Raw genomic sequence first — 21,564 nt, 5'->3', positions numbered from 1 at the left:
CACTATAGAGACCTGCCTCCGCGACGAATCACTGAGGATCGAGTCTTGACTGAGCAGCTGCGACTGATGGCCGTTCACGCCCACCCCGACGACGAGTCGAGCAAGGGCGCGGCCACGATGGCCAAGTATGTGTCCGAGGGGGTGGAGGTGATGGTGGTCACCTGCACGGGCGGCGAGCGCGGCTCCATCCTCAATCCCAGGCTCCAGGGCGACGCCTACATCGAGGCGAACATCCACGAGGTGCGCCGCAAGGAGATGGACGAGGCCCGCGAGATCCTCGGGGTCGAGCAGGAGTGGCTGGGCTTCGTCGACTCCGGTCTGCCGGAGGGCGACCCGCTGCCGCCGCTGCCCGAGGGCTGCTTCGCCCTGGAGGACGTGGACACGGCGGCCGGCGAGCTGGTCCGCAAGATCCGCTCGTTCCGCCCGCAGGTCATCACGACCTACGACGAGAACGGCGGCTACCCGCACCCCGACCACATCATGACCCACAAGATCACGATGGTGGCCTTCGACGGGGCGGCGGACAAGGACAAGTACCCGGAGGCCGAGTTCGGCCCGGCCTTCCAGCCGCAGAAGCTCTACTACAACCAGGGCTTCAACCGTCCCCGCACGCTCGCCCTGCACGAGGCGCTGCTCGACCGGGGCATGGAGTCCCCGTACGGCGAGTGGCTGGAGCGCTGGAAGGAGTTCCAGCGCGCCGAGCGCACGCTGACGACGTACGTCCCGTGCGCCGAGTTCTTCGAGATCCGCGACAAGGCCCTGATCGCCCACGCGACCCAGATCGACCCCGACGGCGGCTGGTTCCGGGTCCCCATGGAGATCCAGAAGGAGGTCTGGCCGACGGAGGAGTACGAGCTCAGCAAGTCGCTGGTCGATACCTCCCTCCCCGAGGACGACCTCTTCGCGGGCATCCGCGACAATGCCTGACATGAGCGCACACCTGGCACTGACCCAGCTTGTCCCCTTCGCCGCCGAGCTGGACAAGAACAAGGTGACCCCCGGCGTCCTCGGCTTCGTCGTCTTCGCCGTGATGGCCGTGGGCGTCTGGATGCTGATGAAGTCGATGAACCGCCACATGGGCAAGGTCTCCTTCGAGGAGGCCCCGGACCCGAAGGCGGCGCAGACCGCCAAGCCGGCCCCGCAGGAGTAGCGGCCCCGCGCCGCAGGCCCAGGGCCCCGAGATCTCTCGGGGCCCTGCGGGCCGTCCGCCCCCGGTCACGCCCCCGTCACGCCCCGGTCACGCCACCTCCACCGGCACCCCCATCACCTCCCGCGCGTGCCGGTTCGGCACCATGCCGAGGTCCCAGGCCTGCCAGCCCGCGTCGAGCTGGACGCCCCGCTCCAGGACCAGGGCGTACGCCTCCGCGCAGTCCTCCAGCTTGCCGTCCCGGGTCGGGTGGCGGTCCGCGAGGAGCCGGGTCAGTTCGTCCCGGGCCGCGGCCGTGCCCGCCTCCACGCCGCCCGGTGAGGCGTACGGGAGCAGCGTGCAGCTCAGGAAGCGGGCCCAGTCGGCGCCCCGCCGGTCGCCGTACGAGAGGAAGAGCCCGGTCGCCTCACCGCACAGCTCCAGGGCCTGCGCGGCCTTGCCGTTCCCGGCGTCGACGATCGCCAGCTCCAGACAGGTCCAGGCCTCGCCGTGCGCCACGCCGATGCGGTGGAAGTCCGCCCGGGCGTCCACCAGGAGCTGACGGGCGAAGCCGGAGTTGCGCAGGTTGCCGGTCTGGGCCGCGCGCTGGTCGCGGGTGACCCGGCCCGAGTGGTGCCGCGCGCAGGCGAGCCCGTACACGTCCCGCATCCGGGAGAACATCGTGCGCGCCCGCTCCAGCTCCCGTACCGCCTGATCCAGGTCGCCGCGCTCCTCAAGGGCGTGCCCCAGGTAGTACAGGGTCCACGCCTCGCCGCGCGCGTCCTCCTGGTCGCGATGGCGGGCGAGGGCCTGGCGCAGGCCGTCGACCGCGGGCGCGACCTCGCCCTCCACGAGCCGGGCGCGGGCCAGCTGCGTCAGCGCCCACGCCTCGCCGCGCCCGTCCCGGGTACGGCCGTACTGGTCGAGCGCCTGGCGCAGCTCCGCGTCGGCGCGCTCCACCTCGCCCATGCGCAGACACACCTGCCCCAGCTGGAAGTGCGCCCAGGCCTCGCCGTGCAGGGACTCGCTCTCCCGGTGCAGCTCCAGGGCCGAGCGCAGCAGGGTCAGCGCCTCCGCCAGGTTCGCCCGGTCCCGCTCCACCGCCGCGAGGGCGTGCAGCGTCCAGCCCCGGTCGGCGGCGAGCGAGTCCGGCTCCTGGAGCGCCAGGGCCTCGCGCAGTTTCGCCGACGCCTCCGCCAGATTGCCCTGGTGGTGCAGCGTGATCCCCAGCGAGCAGAGCGCGAGCGCGGCCCCCGCGTCCTGGTGCGCCTCCTGGTAGAGGGAGACCACCGAGGTCAGCGTGGTGCGCGCCTTGTCGAGCTCGCCGAGCTGCCGGGCCGCGATACCGGTCCGCCACTGCACCGACCGGGACAGCAGTCCCTGCCCGACGGCGTCGGTCAGCTCGTTGATCTCGCCGAGCCGGTACAGGTCGCCGCGCAGCAGGCAGTAGTCACAGAGCGCGCCGAGCAGATTCAGTACCGTCTGCTGGTCGACGCCCTCGGCGTGCCGCAGCGCCGCCGTGATGAAGCTCGACTCCTCGTCCAGCCAGCGCAGGGCCGCCTCCAAGGACCCGAAGCCATGGCCGTCGAACCGGTCCGCGCGGGTCGACATCTTGCCGTCGACCATCCGGATCACCGCGTCCGCGAGCTCCGCGTAGTTCTGGATCAGCCGCTCCTGCGCCGCCGCGATCTCCGCCGCGTCCTCCTCCTCGAGGAGCCGGACCGCCGCGAAGCCGCGCACCGAGTCGTGCAGCCGGTAGCGCTCTCCCCGTACGTGGTCGAGGAGACCGGCCCGGGCGAGCTCCGCGAGCAGCCGCGCCCCGTCCTGTCCGCTCCCGCCGAGCAGCGCGCCGGCCGCCGCCGCGCCCAGCGAGGCCCGCCCGGCCAGCGCGAGCCGGCGCAGCAGCTGCCTGGCGTCCTCCTCCAGATCGGTGAAGTACCGTACGGAGAGCGCCCGTTCGAGCGGGGCCGGACCCCAGCCGGGCCGGTCGAGCAGATGCGCCAGATCGCTCATCGAACGGCGGCCGAGGCAGGAGCCGGCGACCCGCAGCGCCAGCGGCAGCCCGCCGCACAGCTCCCGGATCCGCTCGAAGGCCTCCGAGTCGTACGGGCCGGGGTCGGGCGCCCCCGCCGCCTCCCGCAGCAACTCCTCCGCGCCCGCCGCGTCCAGGGCCGCCACCGGCAGCCGGTGCACGGACGCCGGCACCTCGTCCCCCAGGTCAAGGGGCTCCCGGCAGGTGACAAGGACGAGGCTGTCCGAGCGCTCCGGAAGGAGCGTACGGACCTGCTCCGCCTCCACCGCGTCGTCCAGGATCACCGTCACCGGCAGCCCGGTCAGATGCTGGTGGTACAACTCCGCCAGCCTGCGGACCTGTTGCTCGGCCGATGACCGCTCGCGGAACAGCAGCTGCTCGCGCGGCGCGCCCAGCCGGTTCAGCAGATGCAGCAGCGCCTCCCGGGTCGACAGCGGCTTCTCACCGCGGGTCCCGCCGCCCCGCAGGTCCACCACGCACGCCCCGCGGAACTGGTCGCGCAGCGCGTGCGCGGCCCGTACGGCGAGAGTCGTGCGACCCGAGCCCTGTTCCCCGTACAGCATCACGACCGTCGGCCGGGTCTGTGTCGACGCCCGCCCCGTCTGCACCCAGCGGGTGATCTGCGCCAGTTCGGCTCGCCGCCCGGTGAACGGCCCAGCCGGATCCGGCAGATGGCCGAACGACTGCTCCAGGACCGTCCGCCGGCGGGCCGCCGCGCTGCGGTCCGCGCCGCGCAGCTGGGCCACGACCTTCTGCGGAGGTTTCTGCGCGCTCGCGAGCAGCACCCGCTGCTGGTCGAGGAACGGCCGCACGCCCCGTACCTCCAGCGTCGTCAGCCACTGCAGCCGCAGCTGCTCGGGCCCGCCCGGCTGCCCCAGGGCGCCCGCCCTGCGGTGGGCGGCGGGCCAGTGCCCGGCGGTCGCCTTCAGCACGGTCGCCGCCGCGCCCGCCACCGCCACCACGGCCCCGGCGCCCAGCGCCGTCCCTGCCGTCGTGCCGAGCGCCAGGTCCGCCCCGAAGGCGGCGGCCGCCGCAACGGCCGAGACCAGTAAGGGAGTTCCCGCCGTCGGCCCGCTGAATCGCTCTCTCAACGGCTGCCGTCCGGCCTCCGCCTCCTCCAGAGCCCGCAGATAAGCCGCGTACTCCTCGCTCGCACTCGCCGCCATGGTGTCCAGCGCGGCCCGGCCGCGGGCGAGGAGAGCCGTGGAGTCGACGCGGCCCCCGGAGCGCCGCACCTCCTCCTCCACGGCGTGTGCCAACAGCCGTTCGGCTTCGGCCCGGTGGCTGTCCCGCATGTGCGTCCCCCTCCGAGAGCTTCCGCATGACGCGCACAAGTGTCCTGCCGGACGCGCGTCGGCGCGAGGGAGCCGGGCGATCGACCCCGCAATCACGGGGCCGTGCCGGGACGGCGGGCAGGCCGAACGTCTGCCCCTCGACCCCGCGTCCGATGGCGTTCATCTGCCGAATACCGCATCCGGGTGATGCCCCGGAACCAATCCTCTCGGCGGCAGTTGATCAGCATGCTTCGGTAACGGAGCATTCCAGGGCCCTCCAGCTCAAGAAGGAAATCTCGTGATCAAGAAGGTTCTTGCCACGGCGGCAGTTGCGGCCTCCGTCGTCGGTATGTCGGCTGCCACGGCGTCTGCGGCCGGGGACGACGGCAACAGCTCCAACGTCATCGGCAACACGTCGAAGCAGTCGATCGGCAGCAACCACACCGGTGGCTACATGAGCCCGAACTTCGGCCTCATCAACGGTGGCGTTCTGCACTGCTTCGACATCCAGAAGCTCCAGGCTCAGGTCCCGGTCGGCGTCATCGCCGTCCCGGTCGCCGTCCAGGACGTTCTGGGCAACGACATGTCGAACCAGACCTGCACCCAGAACTCCACGCAGCAGACTGGCGACGACCCGCTGGCGAACGTTCTGAGCGAGGTTCTGTCCGGCAACGGGAACGTCGGCCGCTGACGCCACCAGTTCCTCGGAGCGGCCCCGCTCCTCGCAGAGCCAGTGCGAGGAGCGGGGCCGCTTCCCGTATCACTGCCCCGTTCGTGCGCCGCCCACCCGTGGCGTATGGGCGGGGCTTCGCCGTGTGCGCGAGGATGGGGGCATGCCGAACCGACTGGCCCATGAGACGTCCCCGTACCTCCTCCAGCACGCCGACAACCCGGTCGACTGGTGGCCCTGGTCGGCGGAGGCCTTCGACGAGGCACGCCGACGCGACGTTCCCGTGCTGCTCAGCGTCGGTTACGGCAGCTGCCACTGGTGCCAGTGAACTCGCATAAGGCGGTAGCCCTGAGCCTGAGTACGCCCGCCCGGGTTGAAGATCAACAGGTCGATTCGATCGAGTGGGCGCCCGACCAGTCCGTCGACATTCGCCAGAGCCCCGGTCAGCCCACTGCGTGCGGCCGGAGGTGTCGTACTCGTGCCCGGCGAGGGCCTGGTGCTACCGCTCCGTACGGCGCAGGAACTGCCAGCCCAGTACGGCCAAGGCGAGCGTCTGCCCGAGAGAAGCGAGCGCGAGCAGGGGCTGAACGACGGGAGAGCACCAGAACGCGGTCGTGCAGACCATGGGCAGGACCAGGTACGTGAACAGGTCCACCGTGGTCTGGAGCCGCTTGCGCATGGTGCGGCCCGCAACGTTGCGGTGGTAGATCTCCCAGCCGAACACTGCGTCGTGGGCGGAGGTGAGGTCCCCCAGGCGTGGTCCCAGCCGGTCGCGGACGTAGTGGCCGATCGCCGAGATCTTCTCGTCGTTGACCAGGTAGGTCCAGCCCAGGATCAGACAGATCGCGGGGACGGCTAGCAGCAGTCGGGACTCTCCGCTCTGGGCGGTGATCGCCACAACCGCAGTGGCCGCGGCGAGCGTGAAGTAGAGCAGGTTGTCGCGGAACCCTATGCGAGTCTTCTGTTCCTCTTTCAGGCGGTCGTACTCGGCCAGCAGGATCTTGCTTTCGGTGACGTCATCCGTGGAGGTCACAGGCACCCCTATGCTCGAGTTCAGGATCAGCCGGCGATCTGGAAGGGCGCCAGGCCGTCGGGGCCGTGCCGTTCGATCCAGCTCTTCCCGTCCGCCGCTATCCCCTCCAGGAGACGGAAGGTGTGGGGGGAGCCGGCCGCGCTGAGGTTGATCTCGGAGATTTCCTGGGGATTCTCGGTCGGCGCCAGTTGATGGGCGTCGGCGTCCTTGACGCGGATCTTCCTCGCCGGTCCGTTGGTGAGGAAGAGCTCCAGGTCGTAACCGACGTCGGCGTTCTCCGTCACCTGCACGGAGGCCAGCGCGTCGAACCGGTAGTTGCTCCGCTGCTCGTTCCTGCGCGTTCCGTCGGAGAAGTTGAACTCGGAGCTGATCTCGCGGATACCGTCCTGGGTGAACAGGAACAGGCGGAACACGTAGTGCGAGTACCGCCATGGGCCGCCTCGGACCCGGCCACGCTTGTAGGAAGGACCCGGGGCCACCAGGATGGTGTGGGTGATCAGGTCGCGCCAGGTGAGCCGGTGGTGCCGGAGTGCCTCATCGACGAACGAAGTCTTGTCGCAGGTGAGCCAGGTCTCCATCTCCTGTTCACTGGGGCGCTTCTCGTCCAGGAACGACTGCCAGCGCTGGTAGGCGATCTGCCGTGCGGTCAGTTGTTCGAGGTACTCCTGAGTCTCCCGGTCCAGCCGGCGCTCTTCACGCCGGACCTCCAGCCACCGGGAACCGGTCGCGTGCCCGGACCAGACCGCACCGAGCACGGCCAGGAACGCCCACAGAGGCCGAGGTTGGGCGGCACCGGTGGCCGCTGTGCCGAACGCGGCGAGAGCCGCGACGCCGAGAACGGCGAGGGCCGCCACGGCCAGGGCCTTCGTCCTGCCCGAAGTCTGATCCTGGCGGTGTCGATCGAACAGGGTGCCGTTGTTGTGACGATCTCGGGCGTCCTCGGCGAGGTACCGGATCAGCCAGTCGACCCGCTCCACACCGATTCGGCTCTCCCGGTAGAGGTCTGAGATCTCGGCGGCGAGGCCGCTGCGGATCTGAACCGTGTGGGCGAGCCAGGCATCCGAGGTGAACCCATGAGGCCTGCGAACGCTGAAGTAGTGATCGAACGAATGACGGACGCGCTTGGTGAACCCGTCCTCGGTGAAGGCGGGATCGCCCGGGTGCGGGACGTGGGCCTCGGCCGTGAGGCCCGGCCTGGGCTCCCGGCCCCACCACCGGATGCCGAAGTGGGCTGCGGTCAGGCCCGCGCCGAGTGCCACCGGTAACTCGACGATCGCCTGGGCCGGATCCGCGATCAGTGCCAGGGCCCAGAGGAGCGCGCTGCTGATGACGAACAGGACCGCTCTGACAGGGAGGGCCGCCTTGGCCGCGGCAGCGGTGCTCGGGCGGGGCCGAACGGCCCGCGCCCCGATGGGGGTGGGTGCGAAGTAGGCCCAGACCCGCTGGACCCGGTCGTTGCCGAAGCGCTCCGCCCTGGCCTGTCCGAGGGTCTCCTCCCACAGGTCGTCCTTCAGCCCTCCGGTGAGTATGACGTCGAGGTGGCGGAGGATCGCGTCGTGCTGGCGGTGCGGTAGGTCCTGCAGCTGCTTCAGCACAGGACCGGTCTCGCTGCCGGTGGTGCTGAGTACCGCCAACAGGTCGAAAGTGACGCGCAGGGCTTCCTTCCACTCGTCCTCGGCGTAGGTTCGCACGAGCCTGGAGGCGTAGCGCAGCCGCTCGACCTCTTCGGTGGTCAGGTCGTGGTGGGTACGTGCGCTGAGCATGGCGAGCACCCAGTGGAAGCGAACCTCCGTGCCGTCATGCCCGTGGACGATCGCATCAGTGATCATTTCGCGGGCCCGGCTGGGGACGCCGTCCTCCAGGAGCCTTACGCCGACCCGGTACTTCTCTTGCGGCGAGGCGTCCGGGTGGACGAAGTAGATGGTGGAGTCATGCACGGTCTCGGCCTGGATCCCGATGGTGGAGTTGTACGCGGCCGAGCTGTACGCGGCACCGTCGTTGTGGCTCATGCCAGGTCACCGGGCGCGGCAACCAAGGGAGCCAACGTGGCCACCAGCGCGGGGTACTCCGCGACCAGACCGCGCAGCCTCTTGAGCGTCATGACCGTCCGCTTCGACGATTCAGGGGTGCGCTCCCTTGCCGACCGGAGAGCGGAGTCCAGGTCGGTCAGGGCTTCCCGGTAGCTGTCCTCGTCGAGAGCGCCCTCGTTGCGGTGCCACCCCAGCTGATCGCGGAAACCGTTCAGTTCCGTGATCAGGTCCGTCGGGCTGGATGCCTTCGAGGACGTGTTCATGTGGACACTGCTACCTGTGACTGAGCCGGCCATGATGCCGACGGTGCTGTTGTGGGCGGTGTTGCTGACGTTCCGGTCGAACCGGTCGGCCGAACGGGCCCTGTCGTCCTGCGGCATCGCGTCCTCCTTCTGCTCGCCCACCAGTTCCACGGCCAACCGGATGGCGAACGCCGCCGCGTTCGCTGCGGCCCGCGGCTGCCAGTTGCGGTCCTCCGAACTGGTCTTCGTGCCGTCCGCCCGGTCGCTGATCCCGCGGACGATGGCCACCGGCGCTCCGCTGAGATGGCCGGCCTGGGCCACGCCGGCCGCCTCCATCTCGATGGCGAGCGCGTCGTTGTAGTGCTGCCGGATCCACTTCGCCTCGGCCGAGATCCTTGAGTTCTGGACGATCTCGCCGGCGGCGATCGCCCCGAAACGCACCTGCGGTCCGTCCTCGTGACCGGGTGTGGGGTCCGCCCAGTCGTTCAAACGGGCCAGGTGCGAGGCGAGCTGGCTGATCCCGTGCGGCGCTTCCCACACCCGGGGACGGGCTTTGAGCCCGTCGTCCTCGCTGGTCCCGCCGTGATAGGCGTACACGTGTGACGCCATCACCACGTCACCCAGCCTGGTGGCATCCCACAGGGCGCCTGCGACCCCGACGAACAGCACGGCCACCGGTGAGAACTCCTGGATCGCACGTTCGGCGATCACCGCGGCGGAGTGGTTCCCCTTGTTCGTGAGGCCGAGTGCGACGCGGCACGATGTGCCCCGTACGGTTCCCACCTCGAACCGGGTACCGCGCTCATGGCGATGTACCAGAAGATCCGCCAGCCTCTGGCGCACGGATTGATATTCAAGATTGAGGGCGGTGAGAATCACCACTGGGCTCTTCGGCATTACTCCTCTTCCCCTCTCGTGTTCTCTTCCGTCGCAGATGGCGCAGGTCGGATCAGCGGTGGGAACAGCACGGTTCTCGGGCCGGCCCGGTACAGCCGTGCGGGTCGTCCTCCCGTGGTCCTGCGGTCCGTGCCGACGGGGACGATGAATCCCTTCGCGGCTTGGACCTTCCGGTAGAAATTGCGGGTGTCGAGTGAGGTGCCCCAGACGGCCTCGTACACCTGCTGCAGCTCTGCGATAGTGAAGCTCTCCCCGCAGAACGCGGTGGCCAGTGCCGAGAATTCGATCTTGGTGCGCGCGCGTTCGATCCCGTCCGTGGCGATTCGATGGTGATCGAAGGCGAGGGTCGCATCGCCGGACAGGACGGCTTCTGCGGGAATCCACGCGGCATCGGTGGCATCCGTCCCCGCGACAGGGTCGGGCAGGCCCGGCGCGATCGCCAGGTGAGCGACGGAGACGACTCGGCCCCGTGGGTCGCGGCCCGATCTTCCGTACACGGCGAGCTGTTCAAGGTGCACCCAGCCAGCGGTCAGGGCCGTTTCCTCACTCAGTTCGCGGTGAGCGGCGTCCAGGATCTCCTCACCATCGTGGCTGAGGAATCCCCCTGGCAGCGCGAGCATGCCCCGGAAGGGGTCTTCGCCCCGCTTCACCAGGAGGACGTGCAGACGACTGTCGCGCAGCGTCAGGATCACGAGATCGACCGTCAGTAGGACAGGAGGTGGTGACCATGCGTCATCTTGCATGTCCTGCAAGGTACTTCAGTTACTGTCACTTGCACAAGAAGTGGGGTGTTGGGATCGATGCACCGCTCGACCTCGTGGCCCTGGCGCGCATGGATGGTCAACTGGTGGTCGAGCATGTCAGCTCGTACCTGCCTGCAGTCGCGGTTCCAGCCTGCGACTGGCGCGCTAGTGGAATCGATGGCAAGACGGGGCAGTCGTAGCCCGTTCGCGTCGATGAACCGCAACCGGATGCCGAGACCTGGGTCAGTTTCGTAGGTAGGTGCCCCGGCGGTGCGATCTTCCGTCAACGTGACCTTGATCAGTTCCTGACCGGGCACGGCTAAACGATCGCTTACGAGCTGGGATGGCATCCGCAGGTGGTGCATCTGGCTCGGAGGCGGGGAATGTTCCGATCGGTCCGCGAACAACGACTAGCCGAGCGCTATCGGTCAGCTGTCGAAAGCGGGAGACCTCTCCGCCCTTACATGACCCCAAGATCGGCTGTGATGGAGAAAGGCGCGGTGGCCTTCACCGTGCCGGTGAACATCTCGCCGTCCCTGTAAGTCCTGGTGGCGGGGTCGAGCACGTAGGTGTAGACGATCGGGACCCCGGTGGCGGCCTGCTCGACCCGCCAGTAGAAGGGGATGCCGGCCTTGGCGTACTGGTCCACCTTCACGATCCGGTCGGTGGTCTCCGAGCCGGGCGACACGACCTCGACGACCAAGAGCACGTGCTCGGGTCGGGTGGGCGTGAGATCGATGGTCTCCGCCCGGTAGACGATGACGTCAGGGCGGCGGTTGGTGAGCGGAACGTCCTGCAGTCGGACGTCGAAGTCCGTGTCCGCGTTCCAGTCCGGGCCTGCGGCTGCGTCCAGAGCATTGGCGAGGATCCGCGCCAGCCGGTTGTGCCGCTTCGAGGCGCTCGGGCTCACGACGACCATCCCGTCCACGATCTCGATGCCGGCGCACTGCTCCTCGGACCAGGAGTCGTACTGCTCCGCGCTGATCTGCGAATGCATCCACGCGGGCGCCACCATCTCGGCGGTCATGGTGTACCTCCTTCGAGGAGCCGCGGCAGGTCCGGTTCTGCTCCGCCCAGCCTACTGTTCCGAGGTGCCGGGTCGCCCGACTCGGAAGGGGAAGGAGTCGCCCACCACGTGATGGCGCACAAGTGCAATTCGGCCAAGTGGGGCGGGCTCGCCAGGGTTTCACCGGCCGCGCGAGGCGCTGTGAGAGGCTGGGGCGTATGAACCGGTTGGCTGGTATGACCTCGCCTTATCTGCTTCAGCACGCCGACAATCCGGTCGACTGGTGGCCGTGGGGACCCGAGGCGTTCGAAGAAGCGAAACGGCGCGATGTACCCGTTCTGTTGTCAGTCGGATACTCTGCGTGTCATTGGTGTCATGTGATGGCCCACGAGTCCTTCGAGGACGACACCACCGCCGCCTACGTCAACGAGCACTTCGTCGCCGTGAAGGTCGACCGCGAGGAGCGCCCCGACGTCGACGCCGTCTACATGGAGGCCGTCCAGGCGGCGACCGGACAGGGCGGCTGGCCCATGACGGTCTTCCTCACCCCCGACGCCGAGCCGTTCTACTTCGGTACGTACTTCCCGCCCGAGAGCCGGCACGGCATGCCCTCCTTCGGCGATGTCCTCGACGGCGTCTCCCGCGCCTGGACCGACCGCCGTGACGAGGTCGGCGAGGTCGCCGGGAGGATCGTCAAGGACCTGTCCGCCCGGTCCCTCGCGTTCGGCGGTGAGGGCGTGCCCGGCGAGGAGGAGCTGGCCCAGGCGCTGCTCGGCCTCACCCGCGACTACGACAGCCGCAGCGGCGGCTTCGGCGGCGCGCCCAAGTTCCCGCCGTCGATGGCGCTGGAGTTCCTGCTCCGCCACCACGCCCGCACCGGCTCCGAGGGCGCGCTGCAGATGGCCGCCGACACCTGCGAGGCGATGGCCCGCGGCGGCATCTACGACCAGCTCGGCGGCGGCTTCGCCCGCTACGCGGTGGACCGCGAGTGGGTCGTCCCGCACTTCGAGAAGATGCTGTACGACAACGCCCTGCTGTGCCGCGTGTACGCGCGTCTGTGGCGGGCCACCGGCAGCGACCTGGCCCGCCGGGTCGCCCTGGAGACCGCGGACTTCATGGTCCGCGAACTGCGCACCCCCGAGGGCGGCTTCGCCTCCGCGCTCGACGCGGACTCCGACGACGGCACGGGGAAGCACGTCGAAGGCGCGTACTACGTATGGACACCGGAGCAGCTGAGCGCCGTCCTCGGCGAGGAGGACGCCCACTACGCCGCCTCGTACTACGGGGTCACGGAGGAGGGCACGTTCGAGGAGGGCGCCTCCGTCCTCCAGCTCCCGCAGGACGCGGGTGTCGCCGACGCCGACCGGATCGCCTCGATCCGGCAGCGCCTGCTCGCCGCCCGTGACCGGCGCGAGCGTCCCGGCCGCGACGACAAGATCGTCGCCGCCTGGAACGGCCTCGCGATCGCGGCCCTCGCCGAGACCGGCGCGTTCTTCGACCGCCCCGACCTGGTCGAGCGGGCGACGGAGGCCGCCGACCTGCTCGTACGGCTCCACATGGGCGAGGGCGCCCGGCTCTTTCGCACCTCCAGGGACGGCAAGGCCGGCGCCAACGCCGGGGTCCTGGAGGACTACGCCGATGTCGCCGAGGGCTTCCTCGCGCTCGCCGGCGTCACGGGCGAGGGGGTCTGGCTGGAGTTCGCGGGCTTCCTCCTGGACATCGTCCTCGACCAGTTCGTCGCCGAGGGCGGGGCGCTGTACGACACGGCCCACGACGCCGAGCCGCTGATCCGCCGGCCCCAGGACCCCACCGACAACGCGACCCCCTCCGGCTGGACGGCCGCCGCCGGAGCCCTGCTCTCGTACGCCGCCCACACCGGCTCCGAGGCCCACCGCGCCGCCGCCGAGGGCGCGCTGGCCGTGGTCAAGGCCCTGGGGCCGCGGGCACCCCGGTTCATCGGCTGGGGCCTGGCCACGGCCGAGGCCCTCCTCGACGGGCCGCGCGAGATCGCGGTGGTCGGTCCCGATGGCCCCGGCGGCGACGACCGCGCCCGCGCGCTGCACCGGACCGCGCTGCTGGCCGCCGCCCCCGGCGCGGTCGTCGCCTTCGGCGCCCCGGACAGCGAGGAGTTCCCGCTGCTGAAGGACCGTCCGCTGGTGGACGGGGGAGCCGCCGCGTACGTCTGCCGGCACTTCACCTGCGACGCGCCGACGACGGACCCGGCCGAGCTGGCCCGTACGCTCTCCCGCTGAGCGACTACGGGCAGACGAGCGAGGCGCCGCCGGCCGGCCGGTAGTCGCCGAGGCCCTTCGGGATGGTGCTCGTCGATACGGGGCGCGCCTTGGGCAGCGGCCGGTCGGCGCGCACTGCCTTGAAGATCTCGGCCGCGTGCTCCTCGTCCCAGGCGACCGTGGACCCCACGCCCTGGACGACGGGGTTGAAGGCGCGGACCGGCACGGTCGCGAACTCCGTGCCGGCGGGGGTGACGTTCCGCAGCCGCGCGGCGAGGGTCAGCATCTCGGTCACGGACAGGGAGCGCTCGGCCTTCGCCGTGCCGCGCAGGGTCGAGGCCAGCAGCCGCAGCCCGGCGGGGTCGCCGACCAGGTCCGCCCGGATCGTCTTGAGGGTGTTGGCCACGAACTTCTGCTGCTTCTGCATGCGGCCGAAGTCCATCTTCCCGTCCGCGCGCCGCGAACGTACGTACTGCAGCGCCTCGCCGCCCTGGACGTTCTTCGTCCCCGGGGCCAGGTCGAGCCCGGTGGCAGGGTCCTTGAGCGGCTCCTCGGTGCAGATCGGCACGCCGCCGTCGATCCGGTTCACGCCGTCGATGAAGCGACGGAAGTCGATCTCGAGATAGCGGTGGACGGGGGTGCCCGTCATCCGCTCGACGGTCTCGATGGTGAGCGCCGGCCCGCCTTCCGTGTGAGCCGCGTTGATCTTCGCGGCGTGCGGGGCGTGCACCGCACCCGTCCGCCTGTCGATGTGCTGGACGGGGAACTCGGTGAGCGAGTCGCGGGGCAGACTGACCGCGCTGACCCGGTCGTTGGCGGCGGAGACGTGCACGAGCATCATCACGTCGGTGCAGTCGCAGCCCTTGCCGCCGGCGTGGTACTTCTTCAACTCCGCCGCCGAGAGGCCCGCCCGGCTGTCGACCCCGACCACCAGGATGTTGAGTCCGTCCTTGGGGTACGGCAGGGGCGGGGCCCCGGCGAGCGCGCCGGAGCCGAGCGCGCCGGAGCCGAGGGCGACGAGCGCCGCCGAGACGAGCAGCAGCCGTCGCGGCCGCGGGAATTTCCTGACGGACACAGGCACTCACCACCGAGGCTCGGAAACAGAATGCCCGAACGGTATGCCGCGGACGGTCGCACACAGGTTCGCGACGCGACCCGGGCCGGTCGAATCACTCTCCTGCGGGGTCTGTGAAATGATGCGGGAACCGCATCGGATGGGAGGGGAAGATGGCACCCGACCCCGGGAAATGGGAGCGGCTGGCCTTCATTCCGAAGAGCCGTTATGTGGCGGACCCGCCACCTGCCGACCGGGGCCCGTTCCCCGTCTACTCCTCGCTGGTCCAGCAGTGGGCGATGGCAGGTCGCACCGTGCCGGGGCTGCCGGACCGCGAGTGGGAGCGGCTGATCTCGATGCCGGTCTGGCCGCGCTGAGCCGCGTTCCGCCGAACGCGCGGCGTCTGGCGGAATTCGCCCGACGCGATGGAGTGAAAACCGCCCGTCGGACGATCGACCGGTTTCCTTTTCGTGGCACGGTCGTTGTGATGTGTGCGGCGGAGATCGGACGCTTGAATGCGTCCGAGATTCACGAAATCCGTGGAATTCCGTCCGCCGCGGAAAGGACTTAGACGAAATGAAGTGTAAGAAGGCTGCGGTCGTCGTCGCCGGTCTGTTCATGGCCCTGGGTGCGGCCGCCCCCGCGATGGCGGACGCCGACGCGCACGGTGCGGCCATCGGTTCGCCGGGCGTGCTGTCCGGCAACGTGGTCCAGGTTCCGATTCACGTGCCGATCAACGTCTGCGGCAACACCGTGAACGTCATCGCGGCGCTCAACCCGGCCTACGGCAACGTCTGCGTCAACGCCTGACGGGTCGCTCAGGGCCGGTCCCGCGGAACGTCCACGACGCCCCGCGGGACCGGCCTTTCTCATGCCCGGGCGGCCGGCGTCCGCTCCTCGCCGGAGCGCGGACGGCCGACCGTGCCCCGGCCCGTCGCCCGCAGCCGCTGCCGCACACCCCGCACGAGGCGCCCTGCGGTGTAGCCGGCACCGAACACGAACCGCATCGAGGGACCGTACGAAGGTGCCGTGAGCAGCCCCGCGAGGAAGAGCCCCGGCCAGGAGGACTCGAACAGCGCCCCCACCTCCGGCGCCCCGCCCGCGCCCACCGTGCGCAGCGAACCCCGCAGCCCCGGCGCGAGAACCCCGGCCCTGCCCAGGCTCGGTGTGAAGCCGGTCGCCGCGATGACATGGTCGGTCTCCAGGACGGTCGTCCCGCCGCCGGGCCCGGTCACCTCGAGCCGCAGCCGCTCGTCGGCGGTCGGGGCCGCCGAGACGATCCGCTGCCCGAGGCGTACGTCGGTGACGGCCGCGAACCGCTCGCGCAGCCACCACGCGCCCGCCGGGCCGAGCGCCGAGTCGAAGATCCGCTCCCGGGTCCGTGCCGGCAGCCGCCGGAAGAGGCCGGGCGTGTCCGCGTACAGCCGGTTGTGCCAGCCGCAGCCCAGGCCCGTGTGCGGGGCGCGGAGCGACTGCCACGGGCCGCGGTCGAGGGCCGGCGGGAGCGTGTTCCAGTTCAGCCGGTCCGAGCGGGCCAGGATCCGGGCGTGCGCGCCCTGTTCGGTGAGGATCGCGGCGGTCTCCAGGGCGGCCTGGCCGGCGCCGACGACCGTGACGTCCTGTCCCGCGAAGCCGTCCAGCTCGCCGTGGTGGCTGCTGTGGGTGACGTACCGGCGCGGCAGCTCGCGCAGGGGGCCGGGGATCTCCATGAACGGCAGGACGCCGACGGCCAGCGCCACCGTCCGCGTACGGAGGGTCTCGCCGTCCTCCGTGACCACCTCGAAGCCCTCGGAGTGCGGGGCGACGGAGGTGATCAACCGCTCGTCGAGCGCGGGGACCGCCTGACGGGCGAACCAGTCGCCGTAGTCGGCGAAGAAGCCGACGGGCAGCGGGACGCCGTGCTCGGCGCGGACGCCGCGGGTGGCCGCGTAGGCGTCGAGTCCGTACGCGCCGCGCGGGTCGGAGAGGTGGGAGGCCCACGGCTCGGACTTCAGGAACATGCCCGAGGGCATGGCGTGCCAGGACTCCATCGGGCGGCCGAAGGTCCGCAGGTTCAGCCCGTGGGCCGCCGCGTGCGCGGCCACGGACAGTCCGTAGGGTCCGGCTCCCACAATCACCAGGTCGTACATCGTGCCTTCCGTCTTCATCGTCGGTTCATCTGCCGGGAGGGGGTACGGGCCGCCGGGGGCGCCACGGGCGTCACCGCGCGCGGGCGTCGGCCGGACCCGAGAACAAGTCGACGGATCGTCACCAGCCCCCTGCGCAGGGCGTGGGAGAGCCAGGCGCGGGCCATGGCGAGCGCGGGCGCGAGGTCGTCGGCGGCGAACCAGGCCGTCTCGGTCCGCCCTCGCGAGGCGCCGGGCTCCGCCGCGTACCGCCTGCGGGGAGAGGCGAGCACGGACAGCGCCGCGTAGTTCTCGACCACGAACCGGCGGCCGTACGAGGGGGAGTGCGCCGGGACGGGGCGTCCGGTGAGGTCCAGGTGCATCGCGCGGACGACGTCGAGCCCGCCCGCGTCCGCGAAGAGCCGGAACTGGGCGCCGGGCCGCGGGTTGAAGTCGAGCAGGTGGTACGCGCCGGTGGAGCGGTCGAGGCGGAAGTCCAGGTCGAACACGCCCCGGTAGCCGAGCGCGGCCAGCAGCTCGCCGGCCGTCCGCTCGATCACCGGGTTCGCGGTCCAGCGGCCGACGGCCGTGAGCCCGGCCCCGTCCGGCCACGACCGCTCCTTGCGCCCGGTGGCCCCGGCCGAGCAGCGCCCGGCGGAGTCCGCGTACCCGTGGAAGAACCAGTCCAGGTCGCGCCCCGGCGGCAGGAGCCGCTGGAGCAACAGGCGGCTGCCGGCCTCGGGCGTACGGGCGTACAGCTCACGGACCTCGGCGAGCGAACGCACGATCGAGGTACTGCGCAGCCCGCTGCCGGCCGGGAGCAGCCAGGGGCGGCTCCACTTGGCGACGACCGGCAGCCCGAGCGACCAGGCCAGCGCGGCAGCCTCGTCGGCGCTGTCGGGGATCTCGGTACGGGGGTGGGGGAGGGAGAGCGCACGGCAGGTCTCCGCGAGGGCGGCCTTGTCGGCCACCCGCGCGAGCTGCTCGGACGACTGCTCGGGCAGGAGGTAGCGGCCCGTCAGCTCGGCGCGGGCGGCGGCCAGGGCGAGGGCGCTGACGTCGTCCAGGGGCACCAGGAGCGCGGGGGCGGCGGCCATCTCGTCGGAGAGCCGCAGCAGGAGGCGGGCGAGGTCGGCGGGGGAGGCGGTGGCCGGACGCAGATGGACGCCGTGGACGTAGCGGGAGCGGGCGGCCGGACTGGTGAGCGATTCCAGGACGGCGTGGACCGGAATGCCCGCTCTTCCCAGGGACCGCGCGGCGCCGAGCGTGCCGTGATGAAAAGGGTTCCGGTCGAGCCGCACGAGCACGGCGGGGACGCGGGTGTCAAAGCTCGGCACGGCATGTCCTTGATCTCGGGTGCCCCAACTGGGCGATGAAATACACCAATGGACTACTGATCAGATCGGAGCCGAGTTCACGGTCGGCTTATTAGGAATACTTTCTGAGTATCGGATTGACGGATCATCAAGAGGCGCAGAGAGTGAAGGAGTGGCCATGGCCAACCGAAAGCGGAGAACGTCGAGAGCCTGGCTGGGGGTGTTCACCGCAGGTCTCCTCGCATCGGGTTCGGTCGTGCTGTCCTCGCCGGCTCACGCCGCCGAATCCGTAACGACCCGGGACCCCGCTCCGACTCTGTCCACCGCACTGGGCGCGTTCCTCCAGTCGGGACCGGAGGGTGTCGGCCGGATCGGTCAGCTGGAGCGGTGGCTCGGCGGGCAGGAGCTCCGGGTCGGCCACACGTACCTCCCCGGCGACCTCTGGTCGAACATCGAGAGCCCTCCGGGCTTCCTGGACGCCTGGGCGAAGTGGCGCAACGAGCGGGCCGACCGGCTGTTCGTCCTGAACGTGCCGATGCTGGAGCGGAACGAGGCCGGGGTCTCGGACTACGAGGTCCGCCGCCAGCTCCAGCTCGGCGCGGCGGGGTACTACGACCATCACTTCCGGACGCTGGCCGAGCGGCTGGTCGGCCTGAAGGCGAACGACACCGTCATCGTCCTCGGCTGGGAGATGAACGGCACGACGTACACCCATCGGTGCGCGCCGGATCCCACGGCCTGGAAGAAATACTGGACCCGGATCGTCACCGCGATGCGCTCCGTTCCCGGAGAGAAGTTCCGCTTCGACTTCAATCCGAGCCGGGGGAGGGACGCCATTCCGTGGACGGAATGCTATCCGGGTGACGACGTGGTCGACATCATCGGCATGGATTCGTACGACCAGCCGCCGGGCTCCAGTTTCGACCAGCACGTCAACGAGCCGTACGGGCTGCGGAAGCAGGTGGAATTCGCGGCCGAGCACGGCAAGGAGATCTCCTATCCGGAATGGGGACTCTTCCGGAACGGGGACAACGCCGTCTACATGCGGCGGATGCTCGAATGGATGAACGAGCACAAGCCGCTGTATCACACGATCACGGACTACTGCCCGCACGGCGTCTGGCAGTGCGACGACAACCCGAAGTCGTCGCAGGTGTTCCGGCAGATGCTCGCCGGCCTCGAGCCGGATGCTCCGGAGGTACCGGAGGTTCCCGAGGAGCCGACGGAGCCGACGGAGCCGACGGAGCCGACGGAGCCTGAGGTTCCCGAGGTACCGGAGGTTCCCGAGGAGCCGACGGAGCCGGACTTCCCCGACTTCCCCGACTTCCCCGAGTTCCCTGAGATCCCTGAGATCCCTGAGATCCCTGAGATCCCCGAGATCCCCGAGGTGCCTGAGGCTCCCGACGAGCCGACGGAGCCCGATGAGCCGGAAGAGCCCGTGGAGCCCGAGGAGCCGATGGAGCCGGATGCTCCCGAGGTCCCCACAATCCCCGAGCCCAAGCCGGAACCGAAGCCCGAGCCCAAGCCGGAACCGAAGCCCGAGCCCAAGCCGGAGCCGAAGCCCGAGCCGAAGCCCGAGCCCAAGCCCGAGCCCAAGCCCGAGCCGAAGCCCGAGCCCAAGCCCGAGCCGAAGCCCGAGCCCAAGCCCGAGCCCAAGCCGGAACCCAAGCCCGAGCCGAAGCCCGAGCCCAAGCCGGAACCGAAGCCCGAGCCCAAGCCGGAACCCAAGCCCGAGCCGAAGCCCGAGCCCAAGCCCGAGCCGAAGCCCGAGCCGAAGCCGGACTGCTGGACCGTGAACCTCGGTTCGTGGGTCGAGAGCTGGATCGGCGGACCCGTCTGCGTTCCCACGGGGAAGGTCGACACCGTGGACAAGAGCGACATCGTCAGCACCAGCGACGGCTGGAAGGAGATGCTGAACGGCGTCTGGCCCTTCTGACCTCCCAGGTCACCGAAGAAGTCGCCCCCCCACGGCGGCGGAGGAGCTCATCCTCCGCCGCCGTTCGTCCGTCCCGGCAGCCGGCTCACCGCCCGCCCCACCCAGGCCCGCTCCCGCGTCTGCCGGGCCGCCCAGCGCCGCCCGTTCGCCGCGCCCGCCCGCAGCCACAGCAGTGGAGCCGTACCCGGCCCCGCCGCCAGTATCAGCCGCTGGTTCGGGACGGTCTCCGGCCGCCAGTGCTGCTTGTACGGTTCGGTGCCCCGCAGCATGCTCAGCGTGGCCCGCCCGCTCGCGCTGGTCTCCCGGGCCCCGTGCCGCAGCAGCATCGTCGCCACGTCGATCTTCCGCGCGCGCAGCACGGGATCCGCCCCGTACAGATACCCGCCCGCGAGCCGCGGCGACATCAGTGTCAGATCGGCCGCGACGACGTCACCGGCGAGCCGGAACTCGGTCACCCGCGCGTCCCCGCACTCGACCATCGGCCGCACGGCCCGCGCCAGATGCTGCGCGAACCGGTCGCTGGTGTGCTCCACGGTCACGCCCCGCCCCTGCCACTGAAGCTGATGGAGCTTCAGCAGCCGTTCGAGGGCGGCCGGCACCTCCTCACCGGTCACGATGTGCTCGTCGATGCCGAGCGCGTCCAGCTTGCGCAGTTTGGCGCGCACCCGCTGGGCCTTCCCCGACGGGATCCGTTCGAGCAGGGCGTCCATCGGCACCGCGGGCAGCTCCAGGCAGAGCGAGTCGGCCAGCCGCCGGCGCGGGCCGCGCCAGCCGGCGAAGACCCGCTCCGCCGCCGCCCCCGGCCGCACCTCGCGCAGATCGATCACCGCGCCCCGGGCCGCCCGCGCCAGCGCCCGGGCCAGCGCGGGCGCGGCCTGCGGGCACGCGTCGTCGAGCAGGACGTCGGTGAAGTCGGTGATCGCGCCGCCGAGCTGGGTGAGGACCGGGAGCGGGCCGCGGGCGCGCATCAGGGGCGCGGCGGCGACCAGTTCGCCGTCCTCGCGCCGTACGAGCACCACGCGCAGCGCGCCCGGCGTCCCGTACGAGACCCACCAGGAGTGCAGCCAGGAGTGGGACTGGAACGGGGTGGCCGTCGAGCAGCGGGCGTACAGCGACGCCCACCGCGCGCCGAGCCGGCCGAACTCCGCTCCGTCCCGGCAGATCTCGCTCCTCAGGCCGCCCGCCGTCACACCGCCTCCGGTTCCGGCTGGTGCGCCTGGGCCGCCGGTCCGGGCACCGCGGCGGCCGCGGAGGGCTGCCGCGAGTGCCGGGCCTCCGCGCGTGCCGAGCGCGCGGGTCGCACCAGCAGCGCCAGGCCGCCGAGCAGCCCGCCCGCGCAGCCGCCGACCAGCGCCGAGAGCGGGGCGGAGGGGGAGACCGGGTCGGTGGGCTTGGTCGCCCGGGAGAACTGGACGACCTTCACACCCGTGTTCGCCGCGGCGTGGGTGCTGTCGAGGACCAGGGCGCGGGCGACGCCGTCCGCCATGGAGACGGCCTTGCCCGGCTTGGCCGACCGTGCGGTGATGGCGATCATCGGCGCGTCGGGCGAGGTGGCCGCCTGCACGCTCGAACGCAGCGTCTCGGCCGGGACCCCGGCCCACACCTGCGCGTCGCCGGTCACCGCGATGTCGGTGGCGACCCTTCCGTACGCCTGGGCGAAGCCGAGGGCGGCGGCCGGGTCGGACTTCTCGCCGGGGACCACGATGACGTAACTCGTGGCCGCGTACTGCGGGGTCTTCAGGACCCCGTAGCCGCCGCCGAGCGTGGCGCCGATCAGCACGGAGGCGGGCAGCACCCACCAGCGGCGGGGCCTGCGCAGAGCCTTCAGGAGGGGCGAGCGTTGCAAGGGCAGTGTGCTGGAGCTCATGG

The 21,564-nt window shown here is 70.9% G+C and carries 17 protein-coding genes and 2 pseudogenes; 8 read left to right on the top strand and 11 right to left on the bottom strand.

Annotated elements, in window-relative coordinates; genetic code table 11:
• The first annotated feature begins 45 nt into the window (after positions 1-45).
• On the top strand, positions 46-927 hold the full coding sequence (gene mca / locus FDM97_RS30400; RefSeq protein ID WP_137993684.1) for a mycothiol conjugate amidase Mca: 882 nt from the start codon (positions 46-48) through the stop codon (positions 925-927).
• Complete coding sequence (locus FDM97_RS30395) at positions 920-1,150, top strand: hypothetical protein (protein ID WP_137993683.1); 231 nt, start codon at positions 920-922, stop codon at positions 1,148-1,150. Before mca ends, FDM97_RS30395 begins: the two co-directional genes overlap by 8 nt.
• An 87-nt stretch (positions 1,151-1,237) precedes the next feature.
• Here the strand turns inward: FDM97_RS30395 and FDM97_RS30390 are convergent, their stop codons facing one another.
• Positions 1,238-4,453 (bottom strand): tetratricopeptide repeat protein, encoded by a 3,216-nt coding sequence (locus tag FDM97_RS30390; protein WP_137993682.1) that lies wholly within the window; start codon positions 4,451-4,453, stop codon positions 1,238-1,240.
• Between the two features lie 277 nt (positions 4,454-4,730).
• Here FDM97_RS30390 and FDM97_RS30385 point away from each other — a divergent pair, with 277 nt between their 5' ends.
• Both FDM97_RS30385 and FDM97_RS30380 read left to right on the top strand, forming a co-directional pair.
• Positions 4,731-5,123 carry a rodlin gene (locus FDM97_RS30385; RefSeq protein WP_137993681.1) on the top strand — a complete coding sequence of 131 codons (393 nt, stop codon included), beginning with the start codon at positions 4,731-4,733 and terminating at the stop codon, positions 5,121-5,123.
• Between the two features lie 142 nt (positions 5,124-5,265).
• Positions 5,266-5,424 (top strand): annotated as a pseudogene (locus FDM97_RS30380) (DUF255 domain-containing protein); the annotation flags it as partial.
• 177 nt (positions 5,425-5,601) lie between these two features.
• Here the strand turns inward: FDM97_RS30380 and FDM97_RS30375 are convergent.
• From FDM97_RS30375 to FDM97_RS30355, 5 genes are all read right to left on the bottom strand, one after another.
• Positions 5,602-6,135 carry a hypothetical protein gene (locus FDM97_RS30375; RefSeq protein WP_137993680.1) on the bottom strand — a complete coding sequence of 178 codons (534 nt, stop codon included), beginning with the start codon at positions 6,133-6,135 and terminating at the stop codon, positions 5,602-5,604.
• A gap of 26 nt (positions 6,136-6,161) precedes the next feature.
• Entirely contained in the window at positions 6,162-8,144 is a 1,983-nt protein-coding gene (locus FDM97_RS30370) for a hypothetical protein (RefSeq protein ID WP_175439291.1), read from the bottom strand.
• On the bottom strand, positions 8,141-9,304 hold the full coding sequence (locus tag FDM97_RS30365) for a 5'-methylthioadenosine/S-adenosylhomocysteine nucleosidase family protein (protein WP_137993679.1): 1,164 nt from the start codon (positions 9,302-9,304) through the stop codon (positions 8,141-8,143). Before FDM97_RS30365 ends, FDM97_RS30370 begins: the two co-directional genes overlap by 4 nt.
• Positions 9,304-10,047: an NUDIX hydrolase gene (locus FDM97_RS30360; RefSeq protein WP_137993678.1), complete on the bottom strand. Its 744-nt coding sequence runs from the start codon at positions 10,045-10,047 to the stop codon at positions 9,304-9,306. Before FDM97_RS30360 ends, FDM97_RS30365 begins: the two co-directional genes overlap by 1 nt.
• Before the next feature lie 460 nt (positions 10,048-10,507).
• A complete protein-coding gene (locus FDM97_RS30355) occupies positions 10,508-11,074 on the bottom strand; it encodes a Uma2 family endonuclease (RefSeq protein ID WP_137993677.1) in 567 nt (188 codons plus the stop codon).
• A 197-nt stretch (positions 11,075-11,271) separates the two neighbouring features.
• Here FDM97_RS30355 and FDM97_RS30350 point away from each other — a divergent pair, with 197 nt between their 5' ends.
• Entirely contained in the window at positions 11,272-13,305 is a 2,034-nt protein-coding gene (locus FDM97_RS30350) for a thioredoxin domain-containing protein (RefSeq protein WP_137993676.1), read from the top strand.
• A 4-nt stretch (positions 13,306-13,309) separates the two neighbouring features.
• Here FDM97_RS30350 and FDM97_RS30345 read toward each other — a convergent pair whose 3' ends face one another.
• Complete coding sequence (locus FDM97_RS30345; protein WP_137993675.1) at positions 13,310-14,359, bottom strand: LCP family protein; 1,050 nt, start codon at positions 14,357-14,359, stop codon at positions 13,310-13,312.
• A 152-nt stretch (positions 14,360-14,511) separates the two neighbouring features.
• On the opposite strand from FDM97_RS30345, the gene FDM97_RS30340 reads away from it, so the two are divergent.
• Entirely contained in the window at positions 14,512-14,715 is a 204-nt protein-coding gene (locus FDM97_RS30340) for a hypothetical protein (protein ID WP_137993674.1), read from the top strand.
• 199 nt (positions 14,716-14,914) lie between these two features.
• A complete protein-coding gene (locus FDM97_RS30335) occupies positions 14,915-15,148 on the top strand; it encodes a chaplin (protein WP_137993673.1) in 234 nt (77 codons plus the stop codon).
• A 59-nt stretch (positions 15,149-15,207) separates the two neighbouring features.
• On the opposite strand, the gene FDM97_RS30330 is transcribed toward FDM97_RS30335, so the two are convergent.
• Positions 15,208-16,467: an NAD(P)-binding domain-containing protein gene (locus FDM97_RS30330; RefSeq protein WP_137995119.1), complete on the bottom strand. Its 1,260-nt coding sequence runs from the start codon at positions 16,465-16,467 to the stop codon at positions 15,208-15,210.
• A 14-nt stretch (positions 16,468-16,481) separates the two neighbouring features.
• Positions 16,482-17,780 (bottom strand): carboxylate--amine ligase, encoded by a 1,299-nt coding sequence (locus FDM97_RS30325; RefSeq protein WP_137993672.1) that lies wholly within the window; start codon positions 17,778-17,780, stop codon positions 16,482-16,484.
• Between the two features lie 157 nt (positions 17,781-17,937).
• Here FDM97_RS30325 and FDM97_RS36675 point away from each other — a divergent pair.
• Positions 17,938-19,062 (top strand): annotated as a pseudogene (locus FDM97_RS36675) (glycoside hydrolase family 26 protein); the annotation flags it as partial.
• Positions 19,063-19,742: 680 nt separating this feature from the next.
• Here the strand turns inward: FDM97_RS36675 and FDM97_RS30315 are convergent.
• On the bottom strand, positions 19,743-20,885 hold the full coding sequence (locus tag FDM97_RS30315; protein ID WP_137993670.1) for a GNAT family N-acetyltransferase: 1,143 nt from the start codon (positions 20,883-20,885) through the stop codon (positions 19,743-19,745).
• A complete protein-coding gene (locus tag FDM97_RS30310; protein ID WP_137993669.1) occupies positions 20,882-21,562 on the bottom strand; it encodes a YveK family protein in 681 nt (226 codons plus the stop codon). The genes FDM97_RS30315 and FDM97_RS30310 overlap by 4 nt, the downstream gene beginning before the upstream one ends.
• Positions 21,563-21,564: the final 2 nt, after the last annotated feature.

This window comes from Streptomyces vilmorinianum, from assembly GCF_005517195.1.
Taxonomy (GTDB): Bacteria; Actinomycetota; Actinomycetes; order Streptomycetales; family Streptomycetaceae; genus Streptomyces; species Streptomyces vilmorinianum.
Note: the sequence above shows the minus strand (reverse complement) of the source record. Positions and strands in the feature narration are given on the sequence as shown.

Coding starts and splice junctions, on each gene's coding strand:
- FDM97_RS30395 (WP_137993683.1), top strand. CDS start 920: ATGCCTGACATGAGCGCACACCTGGCACTGACCCAGCTTGTCCCCTTC.
- FDM97_RS30390 (WP_137993682.1), bottom strand. CDS start 4,453: ATGCGGGACAGCCACCGGGCCGAAGCCGAACGGCTGTTGGCACACGCC.
- FDM97_RS30370 (WP_175439291.1), bottom strand. CDS start 8,144: ATGAGCCACAACGACGGTGCCGCGTACAGCTCGGCCGCGTACAACTCC.
- FDM97_RS30365 (WP_137993679.1), bottom strand. CDS start 9,304: ATGCCGAAGAGCCCAGTGGTGATTCTCACCGCCCTCAATCTTGAATAT.
- FDM97_RS30360 (WP_137993678.1), bottom strand. CDS start 10,047: ATGCAAGATGACGCATGGTCACCACCTCCTGTCCTACTGACGGTCGAT.
- FDM97_RS30355 (WP_137993677.1), bottom strand. CDS start 11,074: ATGACCGCCGAGATGGTGGCGCCCGCGTGGATGCATTCGCAGATCAGC.
- FDM97_RS30350 (WP_137993676.1), top strand. CDS start 11,272: ATGAACCGGTTGGCTGGTATGACCTCGCCTTATCTGCTTCAGCACGCC.
- FDM97_RS30340 (WP_137993674.1), top strand. CDS start 14,512: ATGGCACCCGACCCCGGGAAATGGGAGCGGCTGGCCTTCATTCCGAAG.
- FDM97_RS30335 (WP_137993673.1), top strand. CDS start 14,915: ATGAAGTGTAAGAAGGCTGCGGTCGTCGTCGCCGGTCTGTTCATGGCC.
- FDM97_RS30330 (WP_137995119.1), bottom strand. CDS start 16,467: ATGTACGACCTGGTGATTGTGGGAGCCGGACCCTACGGACTGTCCGTG.
- FDM97_RS30310 (WP_137993669.1), bottom strand. CDS start 21,562: ATGAGCTCCAGCACACTGCCCTTGCAACGCTCGCCCCTCCTGAAGGCT.